At 68.6% G+C, this 21,719-nt stretch carries 16 protein-coding genes; 7 read left to right on the forward strand and 9 right to left on the reverse strand.

Annotated elements, in window-relative coordinates; all coding sequences use genetic code 11:
* Positions 1-170 precede the first annotated feature (170 nt).
* The gene (locus AC1RUS_RS23125; RefSeq protein ID WP_492918971.1) at positions 171-875 is read right to left on the reverse strand and encodes a winged helix-turn-helix transcriptional regulator; all 705 of its coding nucleotides are present in this window, start codon (positions 873-875) and stop codon (positions 171-173) included.
* Between the two features lie 164 nt (positions 876-1,039).
* Here AC1RUS_RS23125 and AC1RUS_RS23130 point away from each other — a divergent pair, with 164 nt between their 5' ends.
* The 3 genes from AC1RUS_RS23130 to AC1RUS_RS23140 all read left to right on the forward strand — a co-directional run bounded on the left by AC1RUS_RS23130 (position 1,040) and on the right by AC1RUS_RS23140 (position 4,746).
* Positions 1,040-2,185 carry an acyl-CoA dehydrogenase family protein gene (locus tag AC1RUS_RS23130; protein WP_492918972.1) on the forward strand — a complete coding sequence of 382 codons (1,146 nt, stop codon included), beginning with the start codon at positions 1,040-1,042 and terminating at the stop codon, positions 2,183-2,185.
* 146 nt (positions 2,186-2,331) lie between these two features.
* Positions 2,332-4,359 (forward strand): ATP-binding protein, encoded by a 2,028-nt coding sequence (locus AC1RUS_RS23135; protein WP_492918973.1) that lies wholly within the window; start codon positions 2,332-2,334, stop codon positions 4,357-4,359.
* A gap of 78 nt (positions 4,360-4,437) precedes the next feature.
* Positions 4,438-4,746, forward strand: a complete 309-nt coding sequence (locus tag AC1RUS_RS23140; protein ID WP_492918974.1) for a hypothetical protein — start codon at positions 4,438-4,440, stop codon at positions 4,744-4,746.
* A gap of 168 nt (positions 4,747-4,914) precedes the next feature.
* Here the strand turns inward: AC1RUS_RS23140 and AC1RUS_RS23145 are convergent, their stop codons facing one another.
* From AC1RUS_RS23145 to AC1RUS_RS23165, 5 genes are all read right to left on the reverse strand, one after another.
* Positions 4,915-7,368 (reverse strand): glycoside hydrolase family 2 TIM barrel-domain containing protein, encoded by a 2,454-nt coding sequence (locus tag AC1RUS_RS23145; RefSeq protein WP_492918975.1) that lies wholly within the window; start codon positions 7,366-7,368, stop codon positions 4,915-4,917.
* A gap of 189 nt (positions 7,369-7,557) precedes the next feature.
* Positions 7,558-8,022, reverse strand: coding sequence for a heme-degrading domain-containing protein (locus tag AC1RUS_RS23150; RefSeq protein ID WP_492918976.1), 465 nt, complete (start codon positions 8,020-8,022; stop codon positions 7,558-7,560).
* Positions 8,019-9,071 (reverse strand): oxidoreductase, encoded by a 1,053-nt coding sequence (locus AC1RUS_RS23155; protein ID WP_492918977.1) that lies wholly within the window; start codon positions 9,069-9,071, stop codon positions 8,019-8,021. The genes AC1RUS_RS23150 and AC1RUS_RS23155 overlap by 4 nt, the downstream gene beginning before the upstream one ends.
* Before the next feature lie 124 nt (positions 9,072-9,195).
* The gene (locus tag AC1RUS_RS23160) at positions 9,196-10,470 is read right to left on the reverse strand and encodes an MFS transporter (RefSeq protein WP_492918978.1); all 1,275 of its coding nucleotides are present in this window, start codon (positions 10,468-10,470) and stop codon (positions 9,196-9,198) included.
* A 38-nt stretch (positions 10,471-10,508) separates the two neighbouring features.
* A complete protein-coding gene (locus AC1RUS_RS23165) occupies positions 10,509-11,327 on the reverse strand; it encodes a 2-keto-4-pentenoate hydratase (RefSeq protein ID WP_492918979.1) in 819 nt (272 codons plus the stop codon).
* A gap of 331 nt (positions 11,328-11,658) precedes the next feature.
* Between AC1RUS_RS23165 and AC1RUS_RS23170 the strand changes: the two genes are divergently transcribed.
* From AC1RUS_RS23170 to AC1RUS_RS23180, 3 genes are read left to right on the forward strand one after another with little or no spacing between them, the layout of a single operon-like run.
* Entirely contained in the window at positions 11,659-14,106 is a 2,448-nt protein-coding gene (locus AC1RUS_RS23170) for a PAS domain S-box protein (RefSeq protein ID WP_492918980.1), read from the forward strand.
* Between the two features lie 51 nt (positions 14,107-14,157).
* A complete protein-coding gene (locus tag AC1RUS_RS23175; RefSeq protein ID WP_492918981.1) occupies positions 14,158-14,526 on the forward strand; it encodes a BlaI/MecI/CopY family transcriptional regulator in 369 nt (122 codons plus the stop codon).
* Positions 14,516-15,427, forward strand: coding sequence for a M56 family metallopeptidase (locus AC1RUS_RS23180; protein ID WP_492918982.1), 912 nt, complete (start codon positions 14,516-14,518; stop codon positions 15,425-15,427). The genes AC1RUS_RS23175 and AC1RUS_RS23180 overlap by 11 nt, the downstream gene beginning before the upstream one ends.
* 329 nt (positions 15,428-15,756) lie before the next feature.
* Here the strand turns inward: AC1RUS_RS23180 and AC1RUS_RS23185 are convergent, their stop codons facing one another.
* The 3 genes from AC1RUS_RS23185 to AC1RUS_RS23195 all read right to left on the reverse strand — a co-directional run bounded on the left by AC1RUS_RS23185 (position 15,757) and on the right by AC1RUS_RS23195 (position 19,893).
* Positions 15,757-17,244 carry an alpha,alpha-trehalose-phosphate synthase (UDP-forming) gene (locus AC1RUS_RS23185; RefSeq protein ID WP_492918983.1) on the reverse strand — a complete coding sequence of 496 codons (1,488 nt, stop codon included), beginning with the start codon at positions 17,242-17,244 and terminating at the stop codon, positions 15,757-15,759.
* Complete coding sequence (gene otsB / locus AC1RUS_RS23190; RefSeq protein WP_492919031.1) at positions 17,241-18,020, reverse strand: trehalose-phosphatase; 780 nt, start codon at positions 18,018-18,020, stop codon at positions 17,241-17,243. Before otsB ends, AC1RUS_RS23185 begins: the two co-directional genes overlap by 4 nt.
* A 76-nt stretch (positions 18,021-18,096) precedes the next feature.
* Positions 18,097-19,893: a glycoside hydrolase family 15 protein gene (locus AC1RUS_RS23195; protein ID WP_492918984.1), complete on the reverse strand. Its 1,797-nt coding sequence runs from the start codon at positions 19,891-19,893 to the stop codon at positions 18,097-18,099.
* A gap of 242 nt (positions 19,894-20,135) precedes the next feature.
* Here AC1RUS_RS23195 and AC1RUS_RS23200 point away from each other — a divergent pair, with 242 nt between their 5' ends.
* The gene (locus tag AC1RUS_RS23200) at positions 20,136-21,638 is read left to right on the forward strand and encodes a L,D-transpeptidase family protein (protein ID WP_492918985.1); all 1,503 of its coding nucleotides are present in this window, start codon (positions 20,136-20,138) and stop codon (positions 21,636-21,638) included.
* The last annotated feature ends 81 nt before the right edge of the window (positions 21,639-21,719 follow it).

Here is a 21,719-nt window from a genome sequence, read left to right on the forward strand (position 1 = left end):
TCCTGCCCCGTAGCGAAGCGTACGGGGGAGGTGGCGCGGCGCCGATAGGCGACGTGACGGAGGGGGCGCTGCTGAGCTAGCCATCCAACTCTCACCCTTCTCGGACTTAGAGTTAGTCCGCTATCGAGGCGAGCCCACTGTCCGGCTAGCGCACGCCGCCCGTCATCTCTCTACCCCACCAAGTTCCGCTCCTTGGCGAAGTGGCTCAGCCCCAGCCAGGTCTGGATGTTGGACGCCAGGTCGCGGTCGCCGGTCAGGGTCATTCGGCCGCTGTCCAGCGCCACGCGAACGGTCTCGTAGCCCATCCAGATCGAGGTCATGGTCTTCAGGTCGGTGGAGACATAGAGGTCGACGTCGAAGCCCAGGTCGGCAGAGCACAGGTCGACGTCGGTGTCGGCGGCGGGATCGACGATCAGCCACCACGAGCGCTGGACGGCCGGGCGCTCGGGATAGACGAACTGGATGACGCTGCGCTGCTTGGGCATTGGCGTCAGGTTCAGGTTGCGGCGCATGTCCCACATCAGCAGTTGGGCGTCGAGGTTCTGCAGCGAGACCTCGGTCTTGATCCGGCGCTGGCCCCACAGGCCGAAGGCCTCGACGATCGGCTCCAGTTCGCGACCGGCCGTGGTCAGGTGGTATTCCAGCACGCCGGGGTCGGTGGGCGAGGCCGAGCGATAGAGGATGCCGGCCGCCTCCAGTTCCTTGAGCCGCTGCGACAGCAGGGCCGGCGACATGCGCGGCACCCCGCGCCGCAGGTCGTTGAACCGCGTCGAGCCGGCGACGAACTCGCGCAACAGCACCACGGTCCAGCGCGTGCACAGGATCTCGGCCGCCATGGCGACGGGACAGAACTGCTTGTAGCTGCCTTGGGTCATGGGTGGTCCCCCTCAGGATGGCGCAAGCTTAGGATTACGCCGTTCTTCGGCATAGTTCAGTTTCTGTATCGCCTTGATTCAGTTTCTGAACTGGCCGCGATCGGGTCGCTCGAACCATGTTATGCCAAGGGCGAGCGACGGGCTGGCCGACTTGGAGACTGGCCATGGACACGCGGGCCGAGACGACGATGCAAACCACGCAAGCCAGCTGGCTGGAGCGCGCCGACAAGATCGCCGAGGCGATCGCGGCCCAGGCCGCCGCCCATGACGAGGCCGACAGCTTCGTCGCCGACGGCTTCGCCCTGCTCAAGCGCGAGGGCTTCTTCAAGGCCGGGGCGCCGGCCGAGTTCGGCGGCGGCGGGGCCAGCTATCGCGAGATCTGCCAGATCGTGCGCCGGCTGTCGGCGGCCTGCGGCTCGACCGGTCTGGCCTTCTCGATGCACTCGCACCAGGTGGTCACCGCGCTCTGGCGCTGGAAGAACACCGGCGCGCCGACCGACGGCCTGCTCAAGCGCGTGGCGGCCGAGGACCTTGTGCTGATCTCCAGCGGCGGGTCGGACTGGCTGAAGAGCGCCGGGACGGCGGTGAAGGTCGAGGGCGGCTTCCGGATCACGGCCCGCAAGATCTTCTCCAGCGGCTGCCTGGCCGGCGACCTGCTGATGACCAGCGCCGTCTACGACGATCCGGAGGCAGGCCAGACGGTCCTGCACTTCGGCGTGCCGTTCAAGGCCGAGGGGGTCAAGATCCTCGACACCTGGCGGGTGATGGGCATGCGCGGCACGGGCTCGCACGATGTGGAGCTGACCGAGGTGTTCGTGGCCGACGCGGCGATCGCGGGCCGGCGGCCGCAGGGTAAATGGCACCCGCTGTTCCACATCATCAGCATGCTGGCCTTCCCGGTGATCTATTCAGCCTATGTCGGCGTCGCCGACGGGGCGCGGGCCAAGGCGCTGGAGGCGGCCCGCCGCAAGGGCGAGGACGAGAGCCTGGCCTATCTGGTCGGTGAGTTGGAGAACGCTCATACGGCCATGGACCTCAGCCTGGAGATGCTGATCGCCCAGGCCGAGACCGGGACGCCAGGGCCGGATACCACCAGCAAGGCGATGATCGGCCGGACCCTGGCGGGCGACGGCGCCATCCTGACCGTCGAGCGGGCGATGCAGGCAGCCGGCGGCGGAGCCTTCTATCGCGAGCTGGGCCTGGAGCGGGCCTTCCGCGACGTGCAGGGCGCGCGCTTCCATCCCCTGCAGACCAAGCCGCAGCTGCGCTACACCGGCCGCGTGGCGCTGGGTCTCGACATCGACGGCTGAGCGGTCGGAGGGGTGACGTCCGGCCGGACGTCACCCCTCCATCGAACGGCGGTTCCTGGCCGCGCCACCATGTCGCACCCGCGATTAACTTCGCCCAAGGCCGCCTCTGGCAAGCATCGCCGAACTCAGAAAGAGGGATCGGCCAAGTGGTGGAATTCGAACAGTCCAGGTTGCAGGCTCTGCTGGGCTATCGCGTGCTGGACACGCCGCCCGACGCCGCCTTCGACCGGCTGACCGCCCTGGCCGCCGACATCCTGGACGCGCCGATCGCCCTGGTCTCGCTGGTCGACAGCGAGCGCCAGTGGTTCAAGTCGCGCGTGGGCCTGGACGCCTGCCAGACGCCGCGCGACCAGGCCTTCTGCGCCCACGCCATCAAGCTGGACCCGGGCTCGGTGATGGTGGTCGAGGACGCCTCGCTGGACCCGCGCTTCGCCGCCAATCCCCTGGTCACGGGCGCGCCCGACATCCGGTTCTACGCCGGGGCGGTGCTGACCAGTCCCGACGGCCACAACCTCGGCACCCTCTGCGTCATCGACACCCAGCCGCGCCCCGACGGCCTGTCCGACAAGGACCTGGGCCGGCTGCGGGCCCTGGCCAAGGTGGTCGCCGACGAGCTGGAGCTGGCCCGCGCCAACCGCGAGGGCGCCGAGAAGCGCCGCCTGCTGGCCCTGGCCGAGACCGTCTCCGGCGTCGGCCATTGGCGTCACGTGATCAAGACCGGCGAGGTGCGCTGGTCCGACGAGGTCTATCGCATCCACGGCGTGACCCGCGACGCGTTCGACCCGGCCTATAATCAGGCCGTCGAGTTCTATGACGTCGAGGGGCGCGCGACGATCGACGCCCTGGTCCTGAAGTCGCTGGCCACCCGCGAAGGCTACGATTTCGAACTGCCCCTGCGCCGCGCCGACGGCGAGATTCGCGTGGTGGTCTGCCGTTCGGTCTGCGAGCTGGACGAGGCCGGCGAGGTCGAGGCGATGTTCGGGGTGTTCCAGGACGTCACCGACCACGTCCAGGCCCTGCGCGCGGCCCACGCGGCGGCCCTCGCGAAGGCCGAGTTCCTGGCCAATATGAGCCACGAACTGCGCACGCCGCTGACCAGCGTCATCGGCTTTTCGGGCCTGCTGATGCAGAGCCAGACCCTGGCCGCCGACGAGCGCCGCTACGCCGACCGCATCCAGAGCGCCAGCCAGGCCCTGCTGTCGGTGATCAACGACATCCTCGACTTCTCCAAGCTGGAGGCCGGCGGCGTCGAGCTGGACCCGCGTCCGTTCGGCGTGATGGACCTGGCCCGCGAGGCCATGGACCTGATCGAGCCCCAGGCCCGCGCCAAGGGGCTGGAGCTGACCCTGACCGGCGGCGAGGGCCTGGACGGCCAGCTGGTCGGCGACGGTCCGCGCCTGCGCCAGGTGATGCTGAACTTCCTGAGCAACGCGGCCAAGTTCACGGCGCGCGGCTCGATCACCCTAGACGCCCGGGGCGAGCCCGACGGGGCCGGCGGCGTGCGGCTGGCGGTGCGGGTCACCGACACGGGCATCGGCTTCGCCCCCGAGCAGGCCGAGCGCCTGTTCGAGCGCTTCGTGCAGGCCGACGGCTCGACCACCCGCGACTATGGCGGCACGGGCCTGGGCCTGACGATCTCGCAGCGCTTGATCGAGATGATGGACGGTGACATCGGCGCCATCGGCCGGCCGGGGCAGGGGGCCAGTTTCTGGTTCTCCGTGCCGCTGGGCGCGGTCGCGACGCCCGCCGTCTCGCCGCAGGCGGCCAACCGTCCGCGCCTGGTCAACGCCAAGGTGCTGCTGGCCGACGACGCGCCGGCCAATCGCGAGCTGGTCAGCGGCGTGCTGACCCAGCTGGGCCTGGAGGTCGAGACCGTCGACGACGGCGCGGCCGCCATCGACGCGGTGGCCCAGGGCGACTTCGACCTGGTGCTGATGGACATCCACATGCCGCACATAGACGGCCTGACCGCCACGCGGGCCATCCGGGCGCTGGGCGGCCGCTTCGCGCGCCTGCCGATCCTGGCCCTGACGGCCAATGTCGAGCCGGCTCACCTGAAGGTCTGCGCCGAGGCCGGGCTGAGCGGCCACGTCGCCAAGCCGATCGACTTCGCCGCCCTGGTCGAGGCCCTGATGCGCCATCTGCCCGCGCCGCCGCTGGAAAAGTGCGCCTGACGGCGGCGTTCGGATTTCACCGTTTGCTCACCAAGTTCGAGAACCGTTCCTAGACGTCTGGCCGCCTAAGCTTGGCCCATGTCGAACCTGGACGCCTTCCTGGATCTGCCCGTCGAGCGCCGCGCCGAAAGCCGGCGCGCCTGCCTGCTGCGCGGCGACCTGATCTCGGCCGGCGGCAAGGCCGAGCCGGTGGCGGTGCTGGACCTGACGGCCGACGGCGCCCGCGTGGCGATGCGCCGCTCGGTGCTGCTGCCCACCCGGCTGGTCCTGCGCCTGACCCTGCGCGACAGCATCGTGACCTACGACGCCGAGCTTCTGTGGCGCCGCGGCCTGGACGCTGGCCTCCACCTGCACGACCGCCGCGAAGACCTGGGCGCGGCGCACTAGGGCCCTTCAGGACTTCGCCGGCGCTTGAGCCTGACCCGCTCCGTCATTCCGCCTCGTGGAGGGCCGCACGGGGCGTACGCAGTCGCCGCGTCCGGACACCACCGCAAGGACTTGGAGGCGTCGGCCGGCGTTGCCAGGGCAGCGGCGATCCGTCGAGGTGGCCTTCGATCACCGCACCTGAAACGTCTTGGCGGTTCCTTTCAGGCCCGCGCCCGTAACGGCCAGCCTGACGCTGCCCGCCTTGCGTTCCGAACGTAAGATCGCCAGGGCGAAGCCGTTGTGAAGGACCTTCTTGTCGCCGGAGAACAGGTCGTTGCTCCAGTGATCGCCGTTGTCCACCGCGATCAGGCGCGCCGCGCCGGTGACGTCGAAGGTGATCTCGCCGGTCGCCGTGGGGACTTTGCGGCCCTTGCTGTCCACGGCGTAGACCTTGACGTACTGCAGGTCCATGCCGTCCGCCTTCCAGCCGGGGTTTTCCGCCTCGACCCTCAGGGCGACGGCTTGGCCCGTCGTCTCGATCTCGTCCCGGGCGATGACCTTGCCACCCGTTCTCGCCACCGCGGTGATCCTGCCGGGCGCGTAGGGGACGTTCGTCCAGTAGATCGTGTTGCGCTTCCTGACGTCCGTGGAGTTCTTCTGCACGCCGATAGACTTACCGTTGACCAGCAGCTCCACCTCGTCGGCGTTCGTATAGGTGTAGACGTTGTAGGTCTTGCCCGGCTGCCGGTTCCAGTGTGCCGAGATGACCTTCTGGCCGACTATCACGTCGTTCCACATCTTCGACTCGCCTTCATTGTCGACGACGCCGATATGGACCAGCGGCTCGTCGGTGAAGATGCTCTTCACCAGCCACGCCTGGGGGAACGGCTCAAGGGCGTGGTTGAAGAAGGAATAGGCCCAGCCCTTCTTCGGCCAACCGTCAGATTCGCCCCAGTATTCAATGGCTCCCCAATAGGCGAGACCCACCATCCGGTCGTGATCCATTCCGAAATAGGGCGCGGCCAGTTCGTTTGTGACGGCCTCGCTCTGGTAGATGATCATGTCGGGCGCGTGCTTCAGGTACGCTTGGTAGTCGTCCCAGACGTAGTTGAAGGCGGCGACGTCGGTGATCGTCGCCAGTTCGGGCGGGACGACGTTTTCCTTCACGTTGAAGGCCGGGTCGGCCTTGATGATGCCCTTGGCGCGCGCCGGGTACATGGCGACCGTCGTCTTGCGGGTCGGGTCATAGCGTTTCGCCACCACGTCCATGATGCGATAGGTGGTCTGGCCCCAGTCGCCGGTCGGCCAGTTCCAGCGCTGCTCCTGGAACTGCAACTCGTTCCCGAAGCTCCACAGGATGACGGACGGGTGGTTCCGGTCGCGCTTGATCCACTCCTTCATGTTGTCGAACCAGATGTCGTTCCAGGGCGCGCTGCCGCCCCACGCCTGGGTGCTGCCCCACTTGTCGTAGAGCTCGTCGACGATCAGCAGGCCCTTTTCGTCGGCCAGATCGAGGAAGGACTGCGAGTAGGGGTTATGCGAGGTGCGGATGTGGTTGAAGCCGTACGCCTTCAGGGTGTCCATCATCCTGGCGATGGAGGTCCGATAGGCCGCCACGCCGACCGCGCCGAGATCGTCGTGATTGGCGACCCCCTTCAGGAACACCTTCTTGCCGTTCAGGCGCAGGCCGAATTCCTTGGAGAATTCGATGGTGCGGATGCCGAAGCGCTTGGTAAGCCGGTCGATTACCTTGCCGTCGGCCACCAGTTCGACTTCGGCGCTGTAGAGCTTCGGCGTTTCGATCGACCAGAGCTGCGGCTCCGCCACGCTCATGTTCGCCAAGGCGACTTCGACCGTCGGCAGGTTGCGCGGGGCAGGGACGGCGCCACGGGTTTCGCCGACCAGCTTGCCTTCGGGCGAGAACACCCTGGTCCGGATTTCGACGGCGTCTGGCTTGCCCTTCAGGCCCGCGATCTCGACCTGGACATTGACCTCCGCCCTGTCGGCGGCGACGACCGGCGTCGTCACGAAGACGCCGTGGCGCGCTATGGCCACCGGGTTCCTGACAACCAAGTGGACATCGCGGAACAGACCGCCGCCGGTGTACCAACGAGACTGGGTGTCCATGGTCGTGGCGCGCACGGCCACCACGTTGTCGGCGTCGTAGCGCAGGACACTGGAGATGTCGGACTCGAAGCCGAGGTAGCCGTAGGCCGTGCCTCCGACCTTCTTCCCGTTCACCCAGACCTCGCCGGACGCCATGACGCCTTCGAAATCCAGCAGGACCTGTCGGCCCCTCCAGCCAGCGTCGGCCTTGAAGGTCTTGCGGTACCAGCCCACGCCAGGCGCCTTGAACCCGCGGCCTCGGTTCGCGGTCTTGTCCCAGGGTTGTTCGATCTGGAAATCGTGCGGCAGGTCGAGCTTTCGCCAGGCCCCGTCCTTGAAGGCGGGATCTTGCGCGCCGGTGATGTCGCCGGCCTGGAAGCTCCAGTCGAAATCAAAAAGTTCGTCGACCCGAGGATTGTCCCGGCCACCCTCCGACTGGGCGAAGACCGGCGTTGCGCAGAAGAGGGCGAACAGGATCACAAGCAGTCTGGCGTGCATCGTCAGGGCCTTATCGCGCATTGGGAGTAGAGTGGTCATTGGCGGGCTTGGCAGGCGTCGGGATAGGCGACCGCGAGCGCCTTCGCTTCGGCGGCGCTGATCGACACGATCGCGCCGAGAGGCAGCGTCGTCAGTCCGAATAATGATGCCATTCGGCCGCGACTTTTGTCGCCTCCCATTTATCATATTTATGATATGTCTGGAGCGTCCCGCCCTGTCAATCCGCCCTCAGACGCGGCATGCAGCCTCCAGCGCCTGGACGATCAGCGCGTGGTCCTCGGCCTGGGCCAGGCCCGAGACTGTGATCGCGCCGATGCAGCCCAGGCCCTTCAGCGTCAGGGGAAAGCCGCCGCCGTGGGCGGCGTGGTCGGCGGGCGACAGGCCGTAGCGCTGCTCCAGGGTCTCGCCCGAGGCGGCCAGTTTCAGGCCGACGGCCAGGGTGCTGGTTCCCAGCCTCAGCACCGTGTTGCGCTTGCGGCGGGCCCAGTCGGCGTTGGCGATGTCGGATCCGGGCAGGGCGGCGTGGAACAGCGGCCGCTCGTGCAGGCTGATGTCGATGGCCACCGGCGCGGCGAGGGCAAGGGCGGCTTCGCGCAGCGCGCTTCCCAGGCTCCAGGCCATGTCGAGATCGAAGCGCGGGAGGACGAGGCGGCGCTCCTGCTCGGCGATCACCGCCAGGCGTTCAGCGCTCACAGGTCGATCTCGCGGCGCTCGGCGGCGCTGCGCTGGGCCGCGTCGATGACCTCCATGACCCGCAGGGCGTCCTCCGGCGGCACCGGATTGGGCGCGCCGGCGGTGATGGCGTCGCGGATCCCGGCGTAATAGGCGCGGTAGTCGGCGGGCAGGGGATGGACGGCCGTGCTGACCGGCTCGCCGTCCTCCAGCTGGATCAGGACGCCGGGGCGCGGATCCACGCCATAGCCGGGCGCCCCCGGGGTCATGCCGGCCTTCAGGTGGTCCTCCTGGGCGTCCAGGCCGCTCTTGATGAAGCTGCCGTTCGTGCCGTGCACGGCCATGCGCAGGTTCGTCGCCTGGGTCATCTGGCTGGCGTGCAGCAGCACCCGCAGGCGCGGATAGCGCAGCAGCAGGTGGAAATAGTCGCCGGCCACGCCGCCGTCCTTCTGCACCGCGACGTCGGCATAGATCGCCTGGGGCATGCCAAACAGGGTCAGGGCCTGGTCGATCAGGTGCGGACCCAGGTCCAGCAGCACGCCCGCGCCCGGCTTTTCGCGCCAGCGGTCGCGGACCAGCGGGCGGAAGCGGTCGAAGTGGCTCTCGTACTGCACCACCTCGCCCAGGTGGCCGTTGGCGATCAGCGCCTGGAGGGTGAGGAAGTCGCTGTCCCAGCGGCGGTTCTGGAACACGCTGAGCAGCTTGCCGGCGGCCTTGGCGTGGTCGGCGACCGAGCGCGCCTCGTCCAGGGTGACGGCGAACGGCTTGTCGATCACGACGGACTTGCCGGCGTCGAGCGCGGCGTGGGCCTGCTGGGCGTGCACCGCGTCGGGCGTGGCGATGACCACCAGGTCGACCTCGGGGTCGGCGAGGGCCCGGACGAGATCGGCGGCGACGACCGCGACTTCGGGGTAGTCGGCCCGCACCTTGGCGGCGTCGCTGGAGACCACCGTGTGCAGTTCCAGCCCCGGCGTGGCGGTGATCAGCGGCGCGTGGAAGGTCTTGCCGACATAGCCATAGCCGACAAGAGCGACCTTGAGGGGGGCGACCTCGAGCGGGGAAGGGGACATTGGCGGGGCTCCTGTCAGGGTCTGGTCGCAGGCGTTCAGATAGGCGCGCGGCCGGCCCCAGGCCAGAAAAAAGCCCCCGGCGCCGAGGCGACGGGGGCTTGATCGTTTCGGTGTCGGCGAAGACCTAGATCTTCACCGGCTCCATCTTGGGGGTCAGCAGGTGGACCACCAGCAGGGCGACCAGATAGGCGCTGCCGGCCACGATGAAGATCGGGGTGTAGGTGCCGATCTGGTCGAGCACCTTGCCGATGTACTTCGAGAAGGCCATGCCGCCGAAGGCGCCCAGCATGCCGCCGATGCCCACGACGGAGCCCACCGCCGCGCGCGGGAAGACATCCGACGGCAGGGTGTAGAGGTTGGCCGAGAAGCCCTGGTGGGCCGCGGTGGCGACGCCGATGATCAACACGGCCAGCCACAGGCTGCCGACATTGGCCGCGAAGATGACCGGCACGGCCAGCAAGGCGCAGATCAGCATGGTGATCTTGCGGGACTTGTTGATGGTCCAGCCCATCTTCATGAAGTTGGACGACATCCAGCCGCCGGCCACGCTGCCCACGTCGCTCATCAGGTAGATGGCGATCAGCGGCGGTCCGAAGGACTTCAGGTCCAGGCCATAGCGCTTGCCCAGGAAGTCGGGCAGCCAGAACAGGAACATCCACCAGATCGGGTCGATCAGGAACTTGCCCAGGGCGAAGGCCCAAGTTTCGCGCTTGGTCAGCAGCTTGGCCCAGCCGATCTTCTCGACGGGGTCGGCCGGATCCTGCTCGATGTGGGCCAGCTCGGCCGCGCCCAGCTTCTTCTGCTGACGGGGCGTGCGGTAGACCAGCAGCCAGATCGGCAGCCAGACCAGGCCGGCGACGCCGGTGACGATGAAGGCCATCTGCCAGCCGAAGGCCAGGACGATGCCCGGCACGACCAGCGGGGTGACGATGGCGCCGATGTTGGTGCCGGCGTTGAAGATGCCGGTGGCCAGGGCGCGTTCCTTCTTGGGGAACCACTCGGCCACGGCCTTGATGCCGCCGGGGAAGCCGCCGGCCTCGCCGATGCCCAGGCCCATGCGGGCGGTCACGAAGCCGGTGAAGCCCCGCGCGCCGGCGTGGGCGATGTGGGCGACCTGCCAGATCAGGAACGCGATGCCGAAGCCCCAGCGGGCACCGATCTTGTCCATGATCTTGCCCCAGACCAGATAGGCCACGGCGTAGGCGAACTGGAAGTAGAAGACGAGGTCCGCGTAGTGGGTCTCGTTCCAGCCGAACTCCTTGGAGAGATCGGCCTTGAGCAGACCGATGGTCTGTCGGTCGACATAGTTGATGACCATCGCCGCGAACAGCAGGCTGACGATCACCCACCTGTACCGTCCGATCTTCTCGGACGGCTCGGGAGCCGTGGGAGCGTTCATGGACACGCCTTCCTTACCCTGAGTTTCTTGCTTGTTGTTTAGTTCGCCGGGACCGCGACGCACTGGACCTGCCCCAGGGCGCCGAAGCTAACCGTTGCCGCGTCGCCTGCAACAACATCGTGAATCCCGGTGCTGGCGCCGGTGGTGACCAGCATGCCCTTTTTCAGGGGACGGCCGCGCGAGGCGACGTGGCCCAGCAGGAAGGCGAGGGCCGCGAGCGGGGAGCCGGGGATCGAGGCCGCCGTGCCCTTGCCGACGCTGACGCCGTTGATGAGGGTCTCGACGCCCATGTCCTCCCAGGCGATGTCGCGCCAGTTGGCGAGCACCGGGCCCAGGATCTGGCCGTCGTTGTTGCCGAAGTCCGAGGCCACGATGGGCGGGCCCAGCTGGTTGATGGTGGCCAGCGGGCTGCCGGCGATCTCGACGCCCAGAATCAGTTCGCCGACATATTCGCCGGCTTCCTCGGCGGTCCATTCGGTCTTGTCGGCGGGCGCGTCCTTGCCCAGGCGGATGATGAATTCGGCCTCGACGGCGGTAAAGCCGCCGCTGATGGCGCGGAACGGGGTGGGCGCGTCGCCGGCGTTCCAGACGTTCTTCTTGAAGATGCAGCCGGCCAGGCGCTCGGCGCCCAGGCGCTCGCGGTGCTGCGGCGGCACCAGGCCGACCTTCCAGCCGACCAGCTCGTCGGGCCAGCTGTCGATGGCGATTTCCTGGACGGCGTAGCCCTCGGCCATGCTGCTGGGAAGCACGTCGCCCGGATAGCCGGGGACGGAAACGCCGGCCAGTCGGGCCTGTACGAATTGGGGAGCAATGGACGCCGGTGCGAACACAGCGCTCTCGGCTTCAGAAACGGTCACGCCGCATATCCTCCCTACTACTGCCGTCAGCTCGTTTGACGGGTTTGGCTCGTCTCTAATGGAAACCGGTGTCATTGACAATGAGCCCGACGGACACCGGTGGACAAGGGGGAAATCGCCCAACAGCCAAGCTGAGTTCTCTCTGACGTTGAAGTCGCGGGCTCGCGGCGTCCCCAAATGGCGAAGTACCTGAAAAGACATCGAGAACTATAGTAAACTTGAGTGTATGGTGCCGTATCCAATGGCAACCTGAAAAACAGCAGGAATACAACTCTTGGTAAGCGTCGATGGTGACAGGATCGCTTATCTAGAACGCCGGCAACGGCAACTCTTGCGCATATGTGAAATCCAGTCTCGCCTGGCCAAGGCCAACTTCGATCTCGACGATTTCATGCAGACGGTGGTTGATCAGCTGAAAGAGCTGATCGGCGCGGGCGGCGTGGTGGTCGAACTCGTCGAGGACGGCGAGATGGTCTATCGCGCGACGGACCGGGAGCACGCCGCGCACCGGGGGCTGCGGCTGGCGCGGTCGGGCAGCCTGTCGGGCCTGTGCGTCGAGCGCCACGAGGTGCTCAGCTGCGTCGACACCGAGCTGGATCCGCGCGTTGACCGCGAGGCCTGCCGGGCGGTGGGCATCCGGTCGATGATCTGTGCGCCGCTGTTCGAGGAGGACCTCCCCGTCGGCGCGCTCAAGGCCTTCGCCGCGCACGCCGAGGCCTTCGACACCGACGACATCGAGGCCCTGACCCTGATGGCCGACACCCTGGGCGCGGCCCTGGGCAAGCGGCTGGCCTATCATCACCGGCAGGTGCTGATCGAGGAGCGGGCCGAGACCCTCGCGGCGCTGTCGAAGGCCAAGGAGGCGGCCGAGGAGAAGGCCCGGCGCGCCGAGATGGCCGAGGCCATGGGCGGCCTGGGGCACTGGCGCTATGACATCGCCACCAATGAAAGCCTGTGGTCGCCGCTGATGTGCGACATCCATGGCGTGCCGCGCGGGGTCGCGCCTCAGTCGGACCTAGTGGCGTCGATGATCCATGCGGAGGATCGCGACCGGGTCGGCCGACACATGCGCCAGGGCATAGAGCGCCGCGCTGGCACGGAGAGCATCGTCTTCCGGATCTGGCGGACCGACGGCGCGCTCCGCTACCTGGAAGCCAGCACGGCGGTCGAGCTGAACGAGGCTGGCGAGGTGGTGGCCCTGGTCGGTGCGGCGCGGGACGTGACCGAGGCGAGGCTGACGAGCCAGGTGCTGGCCGACAGCGAGGCGCGCTATCGCCTGCTGGCCGACAACGCCCGCGACCTGATCGTCCACGCCGATGTCGAGGGGCGGTTGACCTATGTGTCGCCCTCGGCGCGTCAGCGGATCGGCTGGAGCGCCGAGAGCCTGATCGGCCGGTCGATCCTGGATTTCGCCCATCCCGACCATGTCGGTCCGCTGAAGGCGGCCATCGAGCGCCAGCTGGCGGAGGGGCCGTTGGCGCCGGCCGTGCGGGTCGAGTTCCGGGCCCTGCACGCCGACGGGCGCGAGATCTGGCTGGAGGCCCGTCCCGTGGCCGCCTTCGATGCGCTGACGGGCGTGCTGACGGGGGTCACCGACGTGATCCGCGACGTCACCACCCGTCACCACCAGGAGGCCGAGTTGCGCGAGGCGCGGCGGGCCGCGGAGTCGGCGGCGCGGGTCAAGGCCGAGTTCCTGGCCAACATGACCCATGAGCTGCGCACGCCGCTGACGGCGGTGCTGGGCTTCTCGCGCCTGATCGAAAACCAGCCCGACCTGCCGGCCGAGACCCGGCTGCACATCGGGCGGGTGCTGAGCGCCGGCGGGGCGCTGCTCTATACGATCAACGACATCCTGGACTTCTCCAAGCTTGAGGCCGGCCAGGTCGAGATCCGGCCGCGCCCGGCCTGCGTCCAGGACGTGGCCGGTGAGACGATCGCGCTGCTGAGGGTGCAGGCCGACGAAAAGCGCATCGGGCTGGAGCTGGAGGTCGACGACGACGTCCCGGCTCTGGCGCTGGTGGATCCTGAGCGCATCCGTCAGATCCTGCTGAACCTAGTCGGCAACGCCGTGAAGTTCACCGACGAGGGCGGGGTGTGCCTGAGCCTGCGGCGGGCCGGCGAGGGCGACCTGCTGGAGTTTTCGGTGTCCGACACCGGTCCCGGCGTGCCCACCGAGCGGCTGATGCGGCTGTTCCAGCGGTTCTCGCAGATCGACGGCGGCCATTCGGGCTCGCAGCCGGGCACGGGCCTGGGCCTGGCGATCTGCAAGGGGCTGGTCGAGGCGATGGGCGGTGAGATCGGGGTCGAGAGCCATCTGGGCGAAGGCTCGCGCTTCTGGTTCGTGCTGTCGGCGCCGGCCGTCGCCGAAGCCGAGCCCGCGTCGGTGGAACAGGGCCTGGCCCGGGTGTCCGGTCGGCGAGTGCTGGTGGTCGACGACAATCCGGCCAACCGCGTGCTGGTCCGCTCGATCCTGTCGACCTTCGGCGCGCGGGTCGAGGAGGCCCGGGACGGGCTGGAAGGCGTCGACATGGCCGGGCGAGGGGACTTCGACCTGGTGCTGATGGACCTGCGCATGCCGGGCATGGACGGCGTCGACGCAGCCCGGCGAATCCGCGCCGCCGGCGGTCTGGGCGTGACCTCGCCGATTCTCGCGTTTTCGGCCGATCGCGAGGTCGATCTGCACGACGGGCTGTTCCAGGAGGTGGTCGCCAAGCCCATAGATCCCGAAGCGTTGCTTATGGCCGTGGCTCGCGGCTGCGAGGCGCCGGCGATCGCTTGACAGGACGGCGGACGGGTATAGCGTCAGGCTGTATTACGGATGTAATGAGCCATGCATATCACCTCGGCCGAAAGTCACGTGATGGAAGCGCTTTGGCGGCGCGAGCCGCTGACCGCCGACGAGCTGGTCGCCGAGGTCGGGACCGGCCAGTCCTGGGGCGAAGCCACCGTCAAGACGCTGATCAATCGCCTGCTGAAGAAGAAGGCGATCAAGTCCGAGCGCTCGGAGGGCAAGCACGGCTATCGCCCTCTGATCGCCCGCAGCGCCTATGTCCAGGCCGAGAGCCAAGGCCTGCTGGACCGCCTGTTCGAGGGGCAGCTGGCCCCGATGATCAGCCACTTCGCTCAGCACCGCGCGCTGAAGGCCGAGGAGATCGCGCGCCTGAAGCGTCTGATCGACGAGCTGGAAAATGGCGACTGAAGTCCTCGCCCGCGACGTCCTGAGCCACTGGGCGTTCTGCAACCTGGCCGCCGGCCTGGCGATCCTGCTGGTGCTGATCCTGCGCCGGCCGGTGCGGGCCCTGTTCGGGGCCGAGATCGCCTATCTGCTGTGGCTGGCGCCGCTGGCCGCCGGCTTCGCAGCCCTGCTGCCGGCCAGGGCCGCTCAGCCGGGCGCGGCCGCCGCGCAGCGGTTCATCCTGTCGGGCGACCACGCTGTCGTGCTGGGCGGAGTGTGGATCGCCGGAGCGGTCATCGCCCTGGGTCTGCTGATCTGGGGGCAGGCGCGGTTCCTGAGCAAGGCGCGGGCCGGTGTGGCCGGTCCGGCCGTGGTCGGCGTTCTGAGCCCGCGCATGGTGGTGCCCGACGACTACCAGACCCGTTTCACCGAAGCCGAGCGCGCCGTGATCCGCGCCCATGAGCGGGCCCATATCGAACGGCTGGACCCGCGCGCCAACGCCCTGATGGCCGTGATCCAGTGCCTGGGCTGGTTCAATCCGCTGATCCACCTGGCCGTCCGCGAGGCGCGGCTGGACCAGGAGCTGGCCTGCGACGCCAAGGTGATGGGCCGGCTGTCGCGCGAGCGTGGCCTCTATGCCCGCACCCTGCTGAAGACCCAGCTGGGCGCCCGCGCCCTGCCGCTGGGCTGCCACTGGCCGGCCCCCGCGCCGCATCCGCTGGAAGAGCGGGTGACCATGCTGACCCGGCCCCAGCCCACCCTGCGCCGCACGGCCCTGGGCGGGGCCCTCGTCACGGCCATGAGCCTGACCGCCGCCGTCGGCGCCTGGTCGGCCCAGCCGGAGGGGCCGCCCAAGCCGGTGCTCGAGCCGGTCAAGTGGCCGGTGGTGATCTATGCGCGGATCTCGCTGCCCAGCGAGCCGTAGCGATCTCTCGAGTCTTGCGGCTGCCTGCCAATTTTTGCCAAGACGCCATTCTGCCCGCATGACGACGATGAACATATCGCTGCCCGAAGCGCTGAAGGCCTTCGTCGACGAGCAGGTCGCGGGCCGAGGCTATGGGACCAGCAGCGAATATGTTCGGGCGCCGGATCGAGCCGCTACGCCCACGAGCTCGACCTGCCGGGTCTGAAAAGCTGGCCCCTGCGCCGACTACCCCTATGTGGTCTTCTATATTCCCAGAGAAGACCACATGGATGTCTGGCGGATTCTCCACGCGGCCCGGGGCATCCCGAAATGGATGGCGAGGAGAACAGCTAGGCCTGGTTGCCCGCGCGCATCTCGAGGCGCGGCAGGTCCGTCGGCGCGACGACGTCTCGCAGCGACGGCGGCGGCTCGACCGGTTCGATCTCTTCCAGCGAGGCCGTGAGCGCGCCGACGAAATCGTCGCGCCAGGCGGTGACGTCCTTGCGCCGGACGTTGTCGTAGAGCGCTTCCCAGCGGCGCTTGCGTTCGGGCAGGTCCATGGCCAGGGCCCGGCTCAGCGCGTCGGAGATTTCCTCCGGGCTGTTGGGGTTCACGATCAGGGCGTTGGACAGCTGCCGCGCCGCGCCGGCGAAGCGCGACAGGATCAGCACGCCGGGATCCTCGGGGTCCTGCGAGGCGACATATTCCTTGGCCACCAGGTTCATGCCGTCGCGCAGGGGCGTGACCAGCCCGACCTTGGAGGCGCGATAGATGCCGGCCAGTTCGTCGCGGCGGTAGGACTTGTTGACGTAGCGGATCGGCGTGAAGTCCATCTCGGCATAGGCGCCGTTGATGCGGCCGATCAGGCCGTCCAGCCGCGAGCGCAGGTCCTGGTAGGCCTCGACCTCGTCGCGCGACAGCGGCGCGATCTGCAGCAGCATGACCTCGCGGCGCATGTCGGGATTGTCGTGCAGGAAGCGCTCGAAGCCGATCAAACGCTCTTCCAGGCCCTTGGAATAGTCGAGGCGGTCGACCCCGACCACGGTCTTGCGGAAGACGCCGTGGGCGGCCATCCGATCATAGACCTTGCGGGCCCGAGGGCCGTCGACGATGCGGGCGAAGTCCTCGGCGTCGATGCCGATCGGGAAGGCGGCGGCGCGCACCGACTTGCCGAAGGCCTGCAGCTCGCCGGACTTGTTGCGGCTGCCGTCCACTTCCGAGAGCACATAGCCCTCGAAGGCGTGCAGCGATTCCTCGGTCTGGAAGCCGATCAGGTCGTAGTCGAACATCGCCTCCACCAGGGGGCGGTGGCGGGGCAGGGTGACCACCAGCTGATGGGCCGGCCAGGGGATGTGCAGGAAGAAGCCGATGCGGTTGGTCACGCCCATCCGCCGCAGCTCCCGCGCCATCGGGATCAGGTGGTAGTCGTGCACCCAGATGACGTCGTCGGGCTCGATCAGCGGCAGCAGGGTCTCGGCGAAGCGCTTGTTGACCCGGTTGTAGCCCTCGCCGAACGAGCGGTCGTAGGCGGTCAGGTCGACGCGGTAGTGAAACAGCGGCCACAGCGTCTTATTGGCGTAGCCGTTGTAATATTCCTGGTAGTCGCCCTCTTCGAGGTCGACCGTGGCGGTGGTGACGCCGTCGACGCGCTGCATCGACAGCTGGCCGGTGAACTTGTCAGTGGTCTTGCCGCTCCAGCCGAACCAGATGCCGGAATATTCGCGCAGGGCCGCGGCCAGGGCCATGGCCAGGCCCCCGACGCTGCCTTCGCCTTCGCCGCCTTCGTCGCGGCTGGGCGGCGGGTTGACCCGGTTGGAGACGACGATCAGCCGGCTCATGCGGGCGTCAGCGTCACGACGCTCTCCAGCCACGCGGTGACGGCCTCCGTGCTCGGCAGGCGGTACGAGGCCGCGGTCGGCCGCATCGGACCCACCAGCACGCCATAGCCGCCCAGCCGGGCGGCGGCGGCGAAGCCGTCCTCGTCGGTCAGGTCGTCGCCCACGAAGATCGGGGTCGCGCCGGTGAAGGGCCGTTCGCGCAGGAAGGCCGCGACCGACTGGCCCTTGTCCTGGCCGGGGGTGCGCAGCTCGACGACCATGTCGCCCAGTTGCAGGGTCAGGCCGGTGGCGCCGGCGATGCGCTCGGCGGCTTCGATGACCGCCTCGGCGGCCTGGGGGGCGTTGCGATAGTGCAGGGCGACGCTGACCAGCTTGTCCTCGAATTGCAGGCCCTTGTCGCAGCGGGCGAAGTCGCGCAGCAGCTGGCGCGCGTCGGCCATCCCGGGGGCGGCGGGGGAGGTCACCACCTCGCCCGCGGCGTCGCGGCGCACCAGGCCGTGCACGGCGGCGATTGGGGTCACGCCGCGTTCCAGGATGCGGTCCAGGTCGTCCAGCGCCCGGCCGCTGACCACCGCCAGCCGGCCGTTCAGGGTCGTGTTCAGGCGCTTGAGCAGCACCGCGCGGCGGCGATCAGGTCCCACCTGCTCGGGGCGGGCCATGATCGGCGCCAGGGTGCCGTCGAGGTCGAGAAACAGAGCCGCCGAGGCCGGGGGGAAGGACGGCGGGGGCGGCAGGTCGGCGGGCGTTTGTCTCGCGCTTGACCCGGTCGTGGTCATCACCAGACGCCCCTCTTCAAATCGATACATGCCGCTCAAACGCACGCGGCGAAGTTTCGATCCGGGCTTTTTCGCGTCAGCGCACCGAGGTCCAGGGCCTGCTCAAAAGCACGGCGCAATTGATCAGTCCGACCAGGGAGTAGGTCTGCGGGTAGTTGCCCCATAGCTCGCCGTCGGTGAAGCCGATGTCCTCCGACAGCAGGCCCGCAGCGGTGCGGCGCGCCAGCATGTCCTCGAACAGGGCGCGGGCCTCGTCGGTGCGGCCGGCCAGGTGCATGGCCTCGATCAGCCAGAAGGTGCAGATGTTGAAGGCGGTCTTGGGCTCGCCGAAGTCGTCGGGAATGGCGTAGCGCAGCAGGTAGGAGCCCTTGCGCAGCCCGGCCTCGACCGCCGCCACGGTGGCGACGTTGCGGGGATCCTTGGCGCTGGTGAAGCGCAGGTCGACCAGTTGCAACAGGCTGGCGTCCAGCTCGTCGCCGCCGAAGGTGGCCGCGAACCGGCCCAGCTCGGGGTTCCAGGCGGCCTCGTCGATGGTGGCGCGCACCTGGGCGGCGCGGCCGTTCCAGAAGGCCGCCTTTTCGGCCAGGCCCAGCTTCTCGGCGGCGTTGCCCAACCGGTCGCAGGCGGCCCAGCACATCACCGCCGAATAGGTGTGGACATTGGCCCGACCGCGAAACTCCCACAGGCTGGCGTCGGGCTGGTCATGCAGCTTGAAGGCCCGCTCGCCCACCGGCTCCAGGGCCTCGAAGTCGGCGACGGTGGCCTGGCGCAGCAGGCGCTCGTCGAAGAAGGCCTGGGTGGCCGACAGGATGATCTGGCCATAGACGTCGTGCTGCTGGTGCTCGAACGCCTGGTTGCCGATGCGCACCGGACCCATGCCGCGATAGCCGGGCAGGTCGGGGGCGAAGCGTTCGGTCAGCTGCGGCTCGAAGCCCACGCCGAACAGCGGCTGGATGTGGCCGCCGGCCGCCCGGTCGACGATGTTGCGCAGATAGCCCAGATAGTTCTCCAGGATATCCACCGCGCCCAGCCGGTTCAGGGCCTGGACCACGTAATAGGCGTCGCGCATCCAGCAGTAGCGATAGTCCCAGTTGCGGCCGCTGTCGGAATGCTCGGGGATAGAGGTGGTCAGGGCCGCGACGATCGCGCCGGTCTCCTCGTGCACGCACAGCTTCAGGGTGATGGCCGCGCGGATCACCGCCGATTGCCAGTCCAGCGGCACGGCCAGGCCCCGCACCCAGGTCATCCAGTAGGCGGTGGTCTCGCGCAGCATACGCTCGCAGGTCGAGCCGATGTCGGCGTCGAAGCCTTCGTCGGGGCCGAGGAACAGGGCGATCGGCTGCTCCAGGCGGAACGTGCGCTCCTCCAGGATGTGCGAGACCGGGCAGTCGGTGGTCAGGCGCATCGTCAGGTCGGAGCACAGATAGCGGATGTGGTTGGAGCCCGAGGTGTGCTCGGCCCGGCGCGCGCCCCAGGCGGCGGTCGGGCGCAGGCGCAGAGTGACGCGGGCCGTGCCGGCCAGGGGGCGGATCAGGCGGATGAAGGCGGTCGGGCGGAAGATGCGGCCGAATTGCATGTAGCGCGGCGCGAAGTCGATGATCTCGAGGCGCGCGCCGTCGGCGTCGGTGATTTCGGTGCGCAGGATCGGGGTGTTGCGCAGATAGGCCTGATCGACCGACACGGCGCCGTCGACCTCGACATCCCACACGCCCTTGGCCTCGGGCCCGGCCGGATCGACATTGTCGAGCAGGGCGCTGAACACCGGATCGGAATCGACGCGCGGGGCGCAGGCCCAGACGAAGCGGCCGGCGCGGTCGATGAGGGCGCTGACGGCGCAGTTGCCGATCGGGAACAGGTCGAGGTTTTGGGGCAAGGGAACTCCAGGGACGGTCGGGACGGACTGTCGGCCCCCCGACGCTTGTCAGAACCGCCGGTGTGGCTTCCCGGTTCCTGACGCCTGAAAAGAACCCGGCTTTGGTCCCTGTCTTTCGCCTTCCGCGATACACGCGTTGACGGCGAGGGCCGCGACCGGCCATCTGGGGCGGCGCGGACAGGCCCGCGCGCGGACAGCGAGATTCACCGGACGTGAGCGGGCTTTCGAGACGATCTGGCGCTTTGATCGGAGCCGCGCTCTGGCTCCTGGCCGGCGCAGCCGCCCACGCTCAGTCCCAAAGGCCCGCCCTGGCCGGCGCCCGGCCCGTGCAGGCCGCCGCGCCGCAGGTCTATACGGCCCCGACCTATGCGCCGCAGCTCAATCCCTATGCCGTGACTCTGCGCAGCGACCAGATCGACGTGCTGCAGCGGGTGCTGACCGACGCGCCCAGCCACGGCTTCGAGACGGGCGCCTTTTCGCCCGACCAGGCCATCGCCCTGCTGCGCTCGCGCGACGCCGGCTCGCGCCAGGCCGGCCAGAACCAGCTGATCGCCCAGACCCTGGCCTACGCCAAGGCCGTGCGCTCGGGCCGCCTGCCGACGGCCAGCTTCCTGGGCGACTGGGGCCTGCGTCCGGCCGCCTATGACCCGAGCGGCGAGTTCCTCAACGCCGTGGCCCAGGACCGCCTGGCGCCGTGGCTGGACACCCTGCCGCCGCCCTATACCGGCTACCAGACCCTGCGCCGGGGCCTGGTGACCTATCGTGACATCGCCGCCCGCGGCGGCTGGGCGATGCTGCCGGCCGGCCCGGACCTGAAGCAGGGCTCGACCGATCCGCGCGTCATCGCCCTGGAGGCCCGCCTGGCCGCCGAGGACCCGACCATCGCCGTCGACGGCGTGGCGTTGTTCGACGAAGCCCTGACCCAGGCCCTGATGCGGGCCCAGAAGCGCTTCGGCCTCAATCCCAACGGCGTGCTCGACAAGAAGACGGTCGATGCGCTGAACACCCCGGTGCAGCTGCGCCTGGACCAGATCGTGGCCAACATGGAGCGCTGGCGGTGGTTGCCGCAGACGCTTCCGGCCGACCGCATCCAGGTCAACATCGCCGCCGCCGTGCTGTCGGTGTTCCACCGCGACGCCCCGACCCTGACCATGCGCGCCGTCACCGGCCGTCCGGGCGACGAGACGCCGATGCTGTCGTCGAACATCCACAGCATCGTGCTCAATCCGCCGTGGAATGTGCCCTCCTCGATCGCGTCCAAGGAGCTGTGGCCCAAAGAGAAGGCCAGCCCGGGCTATCTGCGCCGCAACGACTTCATCGTCATTCCCACGGAAGGCGGCGGCTCGCGCCTGCAGCAGAAGGCCGGGCCCAAGGCGGCCCTGGGGCTGATCAAGTTCGATTTCGCCAATCCCTACGGCGTCTATCTGCACGACACGCCCAGCCGCTCGCGCTTCGCCAGCTTCAGCCGCCTGGCCAGTCACGGCTGCGTGCGCCTGGAGAAGCCGGTCGATCTGGCCCGTTCTGTGATGGAGGGCGACCCGACCTGGACGCCCCAGGCCATCGACGACACCATCGCCAGCGGCAAGACCGTGCGGGCCCAGCTGCCGCAGCAGATCGCGGTCTTCCTGCTGTACTGGACGGCCTATGTCACGCCCGACGGCCAGGTCAATTTCCGCGACGATCCCTATGGCTGGGACCGCGTCCTGGTGCAGCGGATCGCCGCAGCCCTGACCGGCTCCGCTTGACCTTCGGGTCAGGCTGGGGTGTCCTCCCGGCAGTGTTAGTCGGGGTATGGCGTTGTGATTGAACGGCGGAGACTTCTCCAG

The sequence above is a fragment of the Caulobacter sp. GW821-FHT10F06 genome (genome assembly GCF_058809215.1).

Excerpts from the sequence above, each read along its gene's own strand:
- AC1RUS_RS23125 (WP_492918971.1), bottom strand. The coding sequence starts at position 875 with ATGACCCAAGGCAGCTACAAGCAGTTCTGTCCCGTCGCCATGGCGGCC.
- AC1RUS_RS23130 (WP_492918972.1), top strand. The coding sequence starts at position 1,040 with ATGGACACGCGGGCCGAGACGACGATGCAAACCACGCAAGCCAGCTGG.
- AC1RUS_RS23140 (WP_492918974.1), top strand. The coding sequence starts at position 4,438 with ATGTCGAACCTGGACGCCTTCCTGGATCTGCCCGTCGAGCGCCGCGCC.
- AC1RUS_RS23145 (WP_492918975.1), bottom strand. The coding sequence starts at position 7,368 with ATGACCACTCTACTCCCAATGCGCGATAAGGCCCTGACGATGCACGCC.
- AC1RUS_RS23155 (WP_492918977.1), bottom strand. The coding sequence starts at position 9,071 with ATGTCCCCTTCCCCGCTCGAGGTCGCCCCCCTCAAGGTCGCTCTTGTC.
- AC1RUS_RS23160 (WP_492918978.1), bottom strand. The coding sequence starts at position 10,470 with ATGAACGCTCCCACGGCTCCCGAGCCGTCCGAGAAGATCGGACGGTAC.
- AC1RUS_RS23175 (WP_492918981.1), top strand. The coding sequence starts at position 14,158 with ATGCATATCACCTCGGCCGAAAGTCACGTGATGGAAGCGCTTTGGCGG.
- AC1RUS_RS23180 (WP_492918982.1), top strand. The coding sequence starts at position 14,516 with ATGGCGACTGAAGTCCTCGCCCGCGACGTCCTGAGCCACTGGGCGTTC.
- AC1RUS_RS23185 (WP_492918983.1), bottom strand. The coding sequence starts at position 17,244 with ATGAGCCGGCTGATCGTCGTCTCCAACCGGGTCAACCCGCCGCCCAGC.
- otsB (WP_492919031.1), bottom strand. The coding sequence starts at position 18,020 with ATGACCACGACCGGGTCAAGCGCGAGACAAACGCCCGCCGACCTGCCG.